This is a genomic window from Nocardia sp. NPDC003345 (genome assembly GCF_053589395.1).
Map to the genome: position 1 here is coordinate 1 of NZ_JBSFRU010000222.1, position 11,066 is coordinate 11,066.

At 68.4% G+C, this 11,066-nt stretch carries 15 protein-coding genes; 4 read left to right on the forward strand and 11 right to left on the reverse strand.

Features of this window, described 5'->3' with window-relative positions; translation table 11 throughout:
• Positions 1–628, forward strand: a 628-nt coding sequence (locus tag ACWDU1_RS21980; RefSeq protein WP_450001070.1) for a zinc ribbon domain-containing protein, incomplete at its 5' end; no start/stop codon positions are given.
• Positions 629–666: 38 nt separating this feature from the next.
• Positions 667–1,833, forward strand: coding sequence for a bifunctional RNase H/acid phosphatase (locus ACWDU1_RS21985; protein WP_450001072.1), 1,167 nt, complete (start codon positions 667–669; stop codon positions 1,831–1,833).
• A gap of 122 nt (positions 1,834–1,955) precedes the next feature.
• On the opposite strand, the gene ACWDU1_RS21990 is transcribed toward ACWDU1_RS21985, so the two are convergent.
• A complete protein-coding gene (locus ACWDU1_RS21990) occupies positions 1,956–2,528 on the reverse strand; it encodes a YceI family protein (RefSeq protein ID WP_450001073.1) in 573 nt (190 codons plus the stop codon).
• Between the two features lie 91 nt (positions 2,529–2,619).
• On the opposite strand from ACWDU1_RS21990, the gene ACWDU1_RS21995 reads away from it, so the two are divergent.
• Positions 2,620–3,081 (forward strand): MarR family winged helix-turn-helix transcriptional regulator, encoded by a 462-nt coding sequence (locus tag ACWDU1_RS21995; RefSeq protein ID WP_450001075.1) that lies wholly within the window; start codon positions 2,620–2,622, stop codon positions 3,079–3,081.
• Positions 3,082–3,150: 69 nt separating this feature from the next.
• Here ACWDU1_RS21995 and ACWDU1_RS22000 read toward each other — a convergent pair whose 3' ends face one another.
• The 10 genes from ACWDU1_RS22000 to fabG all read right to left on the reverse strand — a co-directional run bounded on the left by ACWDU1_RS22000 (position 3,151) and on the right by fabG (position 10,160).
• Positions 3,151–3,492 carry an MmyB family transcriptional regulator gene (locus ACWDU1_RS22000; protein WP_450001076.1) on the reverse strand — a complete coding sequence of 114 codons (342 nt, stop codon included), beginning with the start codon at positions 3,490–3,492 and terminating at the stop codon, positions 3,151–3,153.
• Between the two features lie 77 nt (positions 3,493–3,569).
• Positions 3,570–4,619, reverse strand: a complete 1,050-nt coding sequence (locus ACWDU1_RS22005; protein WP_450001078.1) for an ABC transporter ATP-binding protein — start codon at positions 4,617–4,619, stop codon at positions 3,570–3,572.
• Between the two features lie 19 nt (positions 4,620–4,638).
• Entirely contained in the window at positions 4,639–5,442 is an 804-nt protein-coding gene (gene modB / locus ACWDU1_RS22010; RefSeq protein WP_450001089.1) for a molybdate ABC transporter permease subunit, read from the reverse strand.
• A gap of 35 nt (positions 5,443–5,477) precedes the next feature.
• Positions 5,478–6,266: a molybdate ABC transporter substrate-binding protein gene (gene modA / locus ACWDU1_RS22015; protein ID WP_450001079.1), complete on the reverse strand. Its 789-nt coding sequence runs from the start codon at positions 6,264–6,266 to the stop codon at positions 5,478–5,480.
• Positions 6,263–6,664: a TOBE domain-containing protein gene (locus ACWDU1_RS22020; RefSeq protein ID WP_450001080.1), complete on the reverse strand. Its 402-nt coding sequence runs from the start codon at positions 6,662–6,664 to the stop codon at positions 6,263–6,265. The genes modA and ACWDU1_RS22020 overlap by 4 nt, the downstream gene beginning before the upstream one ends.
• Before the next feature lie 31 nt (positions 6,665–6,695).
• Positions 6,696–7,196 carry an N-acetyltransferase family protein gene (locus ACWDU1_RS22025; RefSeq protein WP_450001082.1) on the reverse strand — a complete coding sequence of 167 codons (501 nt, stop codon included), beginning with the start codon at positions 7,194–7,196 and terminating at the stop codon, positions 6,696–6,698.
• A gap of 79 nt (positions 7,197–7,275) precedes the next feature.
• Positions 7,276–7,461: a hypothetical protein gene (locus ACWDU1_RS22030; RefSeq protein ID WP_450001084.1), complete on the reverse strand. Its 186-nt coding sequence runs from the start codon at positions 7,459–7,461 to the stop codon at positions 7,276–7,278.
• A 105-nt stretch (positions 7,462–7,566) separates the two neighbouring features.
• Complete coding sequence (locus tag ACWDU1_RS22035) at positions 7,567–8,049, reverse strand: hypothetical protein (protein ID WP_450001085.1); 483 nt, start codon at positions 8,047–8,049, stop codon at positions 7,567–7,569.
• 156 nt (positions 8,050–8,205) lie between these two features.
• Positions 8,206–9,222 (reverse strand): Rpn family recombination-promoting nuclease/putative transposase, encoded by a 1,017-nt coding sequence (locus ACWDU1_RS22040; RefSeq protein ID WP_450001086.1) that lies wholly within the window; start codon positions 9,220–9,222, stop codon positions 8,206–8,208.
• A 185-nt stretch (positions 9,223–9,407) separates the two neighbouring features.
• Complete coding sequence (gene fabG, locus ACWDU1_RS22045) at positions 9,408–10,160, reverse strand: 3-oxoacyl-ACP reductase FabG (RefSeq protein ID WP_357429035.1); 753 nt, start codon at positions 10,158–10,160, stop codon at positions 9,408–9,410.
• A 271-nt stretch (positions 10,161–10,431) separates the two neighbouring features.
• Here fabG and ACWDU1_RS22050 point away from each other — a divergent pair, with 271 nt between their 5' ends.
• Positions 10,432–10,878: a DUF4870 domain-containing protein gene (locus ACWDU1_RS22050; protein ID WP_450001088.1), complete on the forward strand. Its 447-nt coding sequence runs from the start codon at positions 10,432–10,434 to the stop codon at positions 10,876–10,878.
• Positions 10,879–11,066 lie beyond the last annotated feature (188 nt).

Consider the following 11,066-nt stretch of genomic DNA (forward strand, 5'->3'; position numbering starts at 1 on the left):
CGACCGGGTCGAGACGGAACGCAACGCCCAGAAGGACGCCGCCGTGGCCGTGGAGATCGTGCTCGACGATCTGGATCGCGATATCCGCAAACTGGAGGGCGAGGTCGAGGCGGTTCGCAAGCGTGAGGAGCGCGACCGCGGGGTGCTGGAGGCCGGATCGGTCGGCGCCAAACAGCTCTCCGAACTCCAGCACGAACTGGGCAGCCTGGAACGCCGCCGCTCGGTGCTCGAGGACGAACTGCTCGAGGTGATGGAGCGCCGGGAGGCCTCCGCCGCCGATCACGAGCATGCGGGCGCGCGCCTGGACCAGGCCGAATCCGAGCTCGCCACCGCGCGGGAACACCGCGACCGGGCAATTGGTGATCTCGACGTGGCGCAGCAGCGGTGTGAGGGCGATCGGGCGGACCTGGTCGGCGATTTTCCCGCCGAACTGCTCGCCATCTACGACCGCCAGCGCGGCGACCACGGGGTCGGCGCGGGATTGTTGCAGGCCCGCCGGTGCGGCGCCTGCCGGATCGAACTGGACCGCGGCGAGATCGCCCGGATCGCGAAGATCGCGCCCGATGTGGTGGTGCGCTGCCCGGAATGCGGTGCGGTACTGGTGCGCACCAAGGAATCCGGACTGTGAGCGCCGGACGGTAGCGGGTAGCGGATCGGGAGGCCGGGATGAGTGTGCGGGAAGTGGTCGTCGAGGCCGACGGCGGATCCCGGGGCAATCCGGGAACAGCGGGCTATGGTGCCGTGGTTTTCGACGCCGACCGGGTCGGGGTGCTCGCCGAGCGTAAGGAGGCGCTGGGTATCGCGACCAACAATGTCGCCGAATACCGCGGGCTGATCGCCGGACTGGAGGCCGCCGCCGAACTGGGCGCGCAGGTGGTCTCGGTGCGGATGGATTCCAAACTCGTGGTCGAGCAGATGTCGGGTCGCTGGAAGATCAAGCATGCCGCGCTGATCCCGCTCGCCGACCGGGCCCGCCGGCTCGCCGCCGGATTCGAGCGGGTGAGTTATCGCTGGATCCCGCGCGCCGAGAATTCGCACGCCGACCGGCTGGCCAACGAGGCGATGGACGATGCCGGGCTGGTAGCGGAGGTGAATGCCGCCGAGCGTTCCCAGCGGCCCGGGTCCGGTGGCGCGGCCGGTGCCACGGTGGCCGCGGATGCCCGCAGCGCGACGGCCCGGCTCTCCGAGCCGACGACCGCGCCGGGCTGGACCGGTGCGACCGGACGGCCCACCCGGTTCCTGCTGCTAAGGCACGGCCAGACCGAACTGTCTATCCAGCGCCGCTATTCCGGTCGCGGCAATCCGCCGCTCACCGCGGTGGGCCGGGAGCAGGCGGCCCGCGCGGCGAAGATGCTCGCGGCGAAGGGCGATATCGCCGCCGTGGTCAGCTCACCGCTGGGGCGGGCCCGGGAAACCGCGGATGCCGCGGCCGCCGCGCTCGGCCTGGATGTCCGCGTGGTGGAGGGTCTCACCGAAACCGATTTCGGCGAATGGGAGGGACTGACCTTCGCCGAGGCCGCTCAGCGCGATCCGGAACTGCATGCCCGCTGGCTGGGCGATCCGTCGCTGCCCGCACCCGGCGGGGAGAGCTTCGACGAGGTGCGGGAGCGTATCGAGGCCGTGCGCGGGGATCTGGTGGCGCGTTATCCCGGGGGCAATATCGTGGTGGTCAGTCATGTGACCCCCATCAAGACTCTGTTGCAACTCGCCCTCGGGGTCGGGCCGTCGCTGCTCTATCGCCTGCATCTGGATCTGGCGTCGCTCTCGCTGGCCGAGTTCTATCCCGACGGGGGAGCGTCGGTGCGGTCGGTCAACGACACCAGCTATCTGTGACGGCCGTCGAGGCCCCTTACGCCGGATAGGCGGAAATCGGGGCCGGTGCCGCCGCCCCGGCCGGTAGCGCTGCGGACTTCGCGGGTCCGCGGCGTCACCGGCGCGGCCGGGCCGGCGGGTTGTCAGCTCTGCTGTTCGGTGTCCTGCTTGATCGCCGAGACCTCGAATTCGAGGACGACCTTTTCCGATACGAGCACGCCGCCGGTTTCCAGCGTCGCGTTCCAGGTGATTCCCCAGTCCTTGCGGTTGATGGTCGCGGACCCTTCGAAACCGACCCGGACATTGCCGAACGGATCATTGGCCTGGCCCTCGAAGGTGAACGGGACCGTGACCGGCCGGGTGACCCCCTTGATGGTGAGATCGCCGGTGACATCGAAGGTATCGGGGCCGGTGGGGGTGATCGCGGTGGTGCGGAAGGTGATCTCCGGGTATTCCTCGAGACCCATGAAGTCGAGTCCGCGCAGATGCTCGTCGCGAGGGGCGTTGCGAGTGTCGATGCTGGCGACCTGGATGGTCACCTCGCCCGAGGAGGCGGCCGGGTTCTCCGCGTCGAAGTAGGCGCTGCCGGTGAAATCGTTGAACGATCCGCGCACCTTGGTGACCATCGCGTGCCGGGTGACGAAACCGACCCGGGTATGGGTCGGGTCGAGTACGTAGGTGCCGCTGAGCTCTTTCACATTCGTCGCGGTCGTCATCTGTGTCTCCGGTTCCGAGAAGTAGTTGATGTGTCATACATATGGTGCTGCGTGATTGGTGATATGTCAACTACTGCGTTAAGCTGGGCTTATGACCGAAACGCGATGGCTGGATGAGCGGGAGAGCCGGGCCTGGCGGGGCTACCTGACGATGCACACTCAGCTCGTCGCCCGCCTGCACCGGCAGTTGCAGCGCGACTCCGGGCTCTCGCTCGCCGATTTCGAGGTACTGGTCCGGCTCACCGACCAGCCCGAGCCGCGGCTGCGCGTCGGGGAATTGGGCCAGATCCTGCAATGGGAGAAGAGCCGGTTGTCGCACCATCTGGGCCGGATGCAGAAGCGCGGCCTGGTACGCCGCGAGGATTGCCCCGATGACGCCCGCGGCGCCTTCATAGTGCTCACCGAGCAGGGGCGCGCGGCGATCGAACAGGCTGCGCCCGGCCATGTGGAAACCGTGCGCGAGCTGGTTTTCGACCCGCTCACCGAGGAGCAGGTGGTGGCTTTCGCCGCGATCGTCGGGCGCGTCCTCGAACGCCTGGACGGCCCGCAATAGGCCGCCGCGCGGCACGGGGCGGCCATCGTGGTCTGTGCCCGGCCGCGCGCACCGGCGCGAATCGGTGCGCTATCGCGGCGCACCTTCGGTCGTTTGCCCGGCTGCCGCCGCCATCGTTCGTAACGCCCGTGCGGTGAATTCGTCCAGCGGACAGAACATCTCCACCGCCAGTTCCGACAGCGTCACGTCCGCGGGCGCGCCGAAGGTGGCCATGGTGCCGAACAGGGACAGCTCGCCCAGTTCGGTCCGGACCCGGATCGGGACCTGGAGCGGGCCCGGACGCGCAGCATCCGGATCCGCGGTATCGCTCTCGACCGCCGGATAGCCGCTGACCTCGTCGTAGAGCGCACGCAACCGCGGATCGCCGGTGGTACCGGCCTGTCGCGCCAGGGCGTTCGAGAAGTTGTGCACGCACCTGCCGTGGATTGGCCAGCCGGGCCGACAGGCCCTCGGGATGCAGGACCGGCTCCCGGGATGACGGCGACCGGTTATGCCGGATAGGTGTGGATCTCGGTGGCCTTCAGAGCGGCCCACAGTGCCGACCCCGGACCGATCCGCAGGTCGGCGACGGTGGCCGGGGTGATATCGGCCAGCGCCGCCACCTCGCCGTCCAACCGGACCCGCACGGTATGCGCGTGCTGTTCCAGACCGGCCACCGTGACCGGCCAGACATTGCGCGGGCTGCCGGCGGGACGGTCGGGATGCAGGCCCACCGCGGCCGGTGCGAAGGTCAGATGCACCGGCCCCGTGGCCGGTTCGGCGACGGTGAGTTCGCCGCCACCGTCGAGGCGTACCCGGGTGCCGGCGGCGATACCCCGGAACAGGTTGAGTCCCACGAGTTCTGCGACATAGTCCGAGCGCGGCCGCCGGGCGATCTCACCCGGCGGGCCCTGCTGGACGATACCGCCGTCCTCCACGATGACGAGCCGGTCGGCCAGCACCATGGCGTCGAGGGGATCGTGGGTCACCAGCAGCGTATGCCCCGGGAAGTCGCCGAGGTGGTGGGCCAGTTCGGACCGCACCCGCACCCGGGTCGCCGCGTCGAGCGCCGCCAGCGGTTCGTCCAGGAGCAGTAGTTGCGGCTCGACCGCCAGCGCCCGCGCCAGCGCCACCCGCTGGGCCTGCCCACCCGAGAGCGCGCGGGGCCGGCTGTGCGTGAATTCGGCCAGCCCCACCCGGTCCAGCCAGTGCGCCGCCCGTGCACGGGCGGCCGCCCGGGGCATACCGCGAGCACGAGGCCCGAAGGCCACGTTGTCGAGGGCGTCGAGATGAGCGAACAGCAGATAGTCCTGGAACACCACACCGCACGACCGGTGTTCGGCGGGTACGAACTCGCCCGGAGGTTCGTCCCAGATCCGATCGTCGAGACGGATGGAACCTCCGGTGAGCGGTGTCAGCCCGGCCAGTGCCCGCAGTGCGGTCGTCTTGCCCGCGCCGTTGGGACCCAGCAGCGCGACCACTTCACCGGGTGCCAGGGTGAGGTCCACGTCGAGCAGGAAATCACCCCGGCCGACCCGCAACTCGGCCGACAGCGTCACGCGTTCGCCTCCTGCGATATCACAGCGCGCCCCGGATCCAGCGCTCCCGCAACGCGACCAGTACGACCACCGAGACCGCGAGCAGTACCAGGCTCAGGACGATCGCGGCCGCCGGATCGGATTCCAGCGCCAGATAGACGGCCAGCGGCATAGTGGTGGTGCGGCCCGGGAAATTCCCGGCGAATGTGATGGTGGCGCCGAATTCACCCAGGGCCCGTGCCCAGCACAGGACGGTCCCGGCGATCACCCCCGGCAGAATCGACGGCAGCGTCACCCGGCGGAAGGTCAGCCAGCGCGACGCCCCCAGGGTGGCGGCCGCCTCCTCGTAACGCGGATCCGCGCCGCGGAGTGCGCCCTCCACGGAGATCACCAGGAACGGCATGGCCACGAACGCCTCCGCCACCACCACACCCGCCGTGGTGAAGGGCAGCGCGATACCGAACCAGTCGTACAGGTACTGGCCGACCAGACCGCGGCGGCCCAGCACCAGCAGCAGCGCGACCCCGCCGACCACGGGCGGCAGCACCAGCGGCACCGTGACCAGCGCGCGCACCAGGCCGCGGCCCGGTAGGTCGCCGCGGGCCAGCAGCCAGGCCAGCGGGATACCCAGGACCAGGCACAGCGCGGTGGCCAGACTCGCGCAGATGAGCGAGAGCCGCAGCGCCTGGCCGACCTCCGCGCTGAACAGCCGCGCCGGCAGATCGCCCCACGGCGCCCGGACCAGCAACCCGGCCAGCGGTACCAGCAGGAACAGCAGCCCCAGGAGCGCGGGTGCCAGCAGGATCAGCGGCCGGCGTCCGCGCACGGCCCGGCGCCGGCGCAGCGCCGCGGCCCGCCGCCGCAGCGCCGGCGCACCGCTCACGGCGTATCGAATCCGGCCGTGGTGAAGACCGTGCGGGCCTGCGGGGACCCGATGAACTGGACGAACGCCGCGGCCGCCGCGGGATTGGGGGCGGCGGCCACCGGTGCGATCGGATAGTCGTTGACCGCCTTGTCGGCTTCTGGGAATTCGATTCCCATCACGGTGTCCTCCGCGGCTCGCACATCGGTGCGATACACCAGTGCCGCGTCCACCTCCCCGAGCCGCACCTTCGTGAGCGCGGCTTTCACATCCTGCTCGCGAGTATCGGGCTGCGGGGTGACGCCCGCCGCCTCGAACACCTTCCGCGCCGCGGCACCGCAGGGAACCTGTTCGGCGCACAGCGCGATCCGCGGTTCGCTCTTCCCGAAATCGGCGAGTCCGCTGATACTGCCCGGATTGCCTGTGGGCACCGCGATCTCGAGCCGGTTGCGGACGAAGGTGACCGGTGCGGCGGTGATATCGCCGGAATCCACCACCTGCTGCATATTGCGCGGCGCGGCCGAGGCGAATACATCGGCGGGTGCGCCCTGGGAGATCTGTTCGGCCAGTGTGGAACTGCCGCCGAAGTTGAACACCACGTCCACCCCTGGGTTGGCGGCCTCGAACTGTTCGCCGAGGGTGGTGAAGGTTTCGGTGAGCGACGCGGCGGCGAAGACGTTGACCGTGCCCCGGATCCCGGTGGCGTTCTCCTCGGTGTCGCCGCCCGATGAGCACCCGGTCAGCGCCGCCAGCACAACGGCGACGGGCGCCGCGCAGCGCAGGAATCGTTTCGCATTACTCATCATCGGCTCTCCGGGATCTCGACCACGACATGCGTCGATTTCACCGACGCGACCGCCACACTGCCCACTTCGAGCCCGAGTTCGTCCACCGACTCCCGGCTCAGCAGCGAGACCAGCCGGAATGGTCCGGCCTGCATCTCCACCTGGGCCATCACCTTATCGGTGACCACCCGGGTCACGATGCCACGCATCCGGTTGCGCGCCGACGCCGCCACCGTCACCCCCGGCTCGGGTGCCTCGGCGATCTGCCGGGCCAGCCCCGCGAGCTGCGCGCCGCTGACACCCTGGCGACCGTTCTCCAGCCGGATCGCCTCGAGGCGCCCCTGGTCGATCCAGCGCCGTACGGTGTCGTCACTGACACCGAGGAGCGCGGCGGCGTCCTTTATCCGTAGATGCGTCACATGGCGAAGTATATCGACGCATCTGCGTCTGTTAAGTGGTGAATGTGAACATCGGCTGGGGGAGTGCCAGCGCCATCTCGTTCTCCGGTCGCGGATCATCGGCGCCGCACGGGCGCACCGCGCCCGTGCGGGTGAACCCGGTGCGCAGGTAGAGGCGTTCGGCGGCGCGATTGCCCTCGACCACCCACAACCGCAGCTTCCGGTGCCCCGCACGCCGGGCCCACTCGATCGCGGCCCGCACCAGCCGATCGGAAACGCCCGTACGCCGGGCCACGGGCGCGGTCCACATCGACACCAGTTCCGGGCCGTCGCCGGTTTCGATGACCCCCGCCGATCCCACCGGCCGGGCCCCCGATTCGGCCACGAAGAAGGCGTCGCGTTTCGTCGTCCATTCGCGCCATCGATGTTCGCCCCAGCGCACGGCGTCTTCGTGCGTCACGGAGAAGGTGCCGGGCGGTGACCCGGCCAGTGCGTCCAATCGGACCGCCCGCGCGGTCCGCCAATCCTCGGGTCCGATTCGTCGTATCCGCATAGGTCGAGAATGCGGCGAACCGCCCTGCGCGGTAAGGCTTTTACCCAGGATGCTACGAGACCGTTGCCCGGTTCGGGACTCAGTCACCGCGGAGCAACTCCGAGGCGGGGGTGACCCGGGTCCCGAATACCGTCCACGCCGAGCCGTCCGCCTCCCGCCGCAGCTCGAACCGGAACTTTCCATAACAGGCCCGCGATACCGCCGCCAGCCGCGCCTTGCCCACCACCCGATACCGATCCCCGCCGATGCGCACCGTCCGGTCCATATCCGATCCCCTTTCACCGTCGCGAGTCGAGCCCGTTACGGCAGCCACTGTCGCAGGACGGTGCTGAAGGGATCCTGAAACGACCTGAGCGCGGCTTCAGAAAAGTCAGAAGTCGAACGTCGGATTTCCCGAGCACGCGATATTGGCGCAGAACCGCTTCCAGTCGAATTTCCACAGTCCGTCCTCACGCACCAGGTAGTAGGTGGCCGAGGTCATCGGGAAGCCGGCCATGAGGCCCTGCCCGGTCACGGTCAGTGTGTCGCCCTCGATCACGACGGGGCCGATGGCGCGGCCCTGAATGGAAAAGAAGTCCAAGCTGGTGCTGTAGGCCATCTGCTGCTCGAGCACCGGGCGCACCTTCTCGCCGCCCTGGCTCACCGCGACCTTGTGGTCGAGCGAGATGTTCGGGTTGTAGAAAGCCGCGTACATGCGCTCGAGCTGGTCGAGGCCGGGCGACTCGTCGCGGACATAGAGGTCGGAGGCCGTCGCATTGCGGACGGACACATCGGCCGAGGCGAGTTGGGTGGGACCGAGTCCGAATATGGCGGCGACCAGTGTGATCAGGGCGAACTTGACGAATCGTGACATGGTGCCTCCGTGGCGACAGCAGGGTTTCCGCGGCCGGCGCACCACTGGCTGTCGCTGGGCCCATCAACCGGTTAGGTGATCCTAAGTCGGTGGGGTCGTGTGGTCAATCCGCATGCTCGCGGCCGACCGGCCGGGCTGTTGGCCCGTCTGCGGAACTCAGGCGAGTGTATCTTCCACAGTCTCCGCGGTGAGCACTCGCGCTGTCCAGGCCCGTACCTGTTCGGGGTCGGCCGCCCGGACCCGGCGGATCGCCGCGGCGGGTAGCGGGCCGAACTTGACCGTCATCTGCTCGATCAACACTTCGGCCATACCCTCCGCGCGCCCCATGGCACGCCCGCGGGCTTCTCCGCGGGCTTCGATTGTTTCGGCTGTGGTCACGATCGCCTCCTTTGCGCGCGGGCCGAGTTGTTCGAATACCGTCGCGAGATCGGTCTCGGCGGTGTCGCCGACTGTCATGATGTAGGTCAGGACGGTCACGTAGTCACCGAGAGGGTCCGGACCGGATTCCAGCGCGCGCAGGTCTTCGAGCCAATCCAGCATATCGCGACCGAGGCCCTTGTTGTGGGGCGCGATCTTCTGCAGGACCAGTAGCACCCGGGTCGCGGGGGTGAGGTCGCGCTCGCGCAGGGCGGTGAGGTCGGTGGCGGAGATATCGTCGAGCAGGAACCGAAGCTGCGGCAGGTAGGGGTCCAGGGCCGCGCGGGCGGCGGGGTCCAGGTCGAGCAGATCGGCCAATTCGGTCGGGTCCGCCCAGGGGCGTCCGTGTCCGGTGTTGTGAACGACCACCGGGATGATCGCGGGCAGGGTTGCGGCCTTCGCAGTGCCGGTGCGCTTGTTGTCGCGGCTGTTGTGGGCGAGGTGCTGGCGCCAGATGGCGACCATGTATTCGAGCATGCGGAAGGCCATGAACCGGTCGCTGCTGGACTGGTGTTCGGTCAGGATGTAGAGGTAGGCGGGGTGGCCGTCGAGCCGGGCGCGGAACAGCAGGTCGCTGTAGCGGTTGCGTAGCTCGGGGGAGACGAAGCTGCCGGGCTGGAGTTCCAGGGTGGGCCAGTCGATGCGAGCGCTGATGGTATCGGGCAGGACGGCGCGAAGTTCGGACGCGGCGTTGTCGGGGCGGGCCATCACCTTGCGGAAGTATGCGTCGTGCGGGTTGGACCGCTGCTCCGTCATAGCGGCCAACGTACGCTGTGAGTGCGACATTTCCTTGATCGGCAGCGACCTCGGCAAGCCACCCGAAAAAGGGCAACTGCAAGCGATCCCGGCGCACGCGACGACGAATGGCCTTGTGGCGGCTCGGCGTGAACCGAGCTCCGGAGGGTGCAATGGGGTGGCCGGCCCCGGCCACCCCACTGCCGTCAGTCCCGCGGCCCACCCGCGACGTAGATGACCTGGCCCGAGACGAACCCCGCGCCCTCACTGGCCAGGAACGACGCGGTATGCGCGATATCCTCCGGCTGTCCGACCCGGTTCACCGGGATCTGGGCGGCGGCGCCCTTCTGGAAGTCCTCGAAATCCACGCCCACGCGGGCGGCGGTCGCGGCGGTCATATCGGTGACGATGAAACCGGGGGCGATGGCGTTGGCGGTGACGCCGTATTTGCCGAGTTCGAAGGCGAGGGTTTTGGTGAAGCCCTGCATACCGGCCTTGGCGGCGGAATAGTTGGCCTGGCCGCGGTTGCCCAGGGCCGAGGTGCTGGACATATTGACGATGCGGCCGTACTTCTGTTCGACCATGTACTTCTGCGCGGCCCGGGTGAGCAGGAAGGCGCCGCGCAGATGGACGCCCAGAACCGTGTCCCAGTCGTCGACACTCATCTTGAACAGCAGGTTGTCGCGCAGCACACCGGCGTTGTTGACCACGACGGTCGGTTCGCCCAGTTCCCGGGCCAGCCGCTCCACGGCGGCGGTCACCGATTCCTCATCGCTGACGTCGGCGCCGAGTTCGATCGCCTGACCGCCGGCCTCGGTGATCGCCTTGACGGTGTCGGTGCACGCGGCTTCGTCGAGGTCCAGCACCCCGACCTTCATCCCGTCGGAGGCGAGCCGTTTGGCGATTGCCGCCCCGATTCCGCGGGCGGCGCCGGATACCACTGCGATCCTCTCGGCCATGGGTTATGAGTCCTCTCCTGTGGGCGATAAGTTCTTACGCCATCTAACAACGTGGGAGGCCGCGGATCGAGAGGATGGCGGTACAAGATCTCCGCCGGATCGCTGTGCCTTCCGGACAGTGCAGGTCGAGCCGGTTTCCGGCCCTGGCCGGACAGTGTCATCGGTGGCGCCCACGGGACAGTTCACCAAGGTGTGGTGTTTTCGCACTCCCGAATCCGGGTCCGGGCGTTTATTCTCGAAAACGTCCTGTTACCAGCGAGTTTGGAATGTGATGACCGCACCTCAGCCTCCATACGACCCGACCAAGGGTCAGCCGTATCCCTCGCAGCCGGAATACGGCGCCCAGCAGCCCTACGCGCCGCAGCCCGCGTATGGTGCCCCCGGCGCCCAACCGGTGTCCCCCTCCGATGCCAAGACCTGGGCGATGCTGGCGCATTTCGGTGCCATCGTGCTCGGGTTCATCGCCCCGCTCGTCGTCTGGTTGATGTACAAGGACCGCGACGAGTTCGTGCGCCGGCACGCTGTCGAATCCCTGAACTTCCAGATCCTGCTCGCCATCGGCTACGTGGTGTCCATGGTGCTGATGTTCGTGCTGATCGGGCTGCTGCTGTTCCCGATCATCTGGATCGCCGGCATCGTACTGGAGGTCATGGGCGGTATCGCGGCCAACAACGGCCGTGAGCACAAGTATCCGTTCAACGTGTCGTTCGTGAAATGACCCGATCCGGGCCGGCGGCCTGACGGCCGGCGACCCGGGGTATCCACGTGGTACCGGGATCGGCGCAGTGGTCCCGGTACTCGCCGGCGCTCAGGGTCGCAGGATCGAGGTGAGGAAATCGGTCTGGTCGTAGACGGCCTGTTCGAAGACCTCGTCGAAGTAGATGTCGAAATGGTTGCCCGGATACC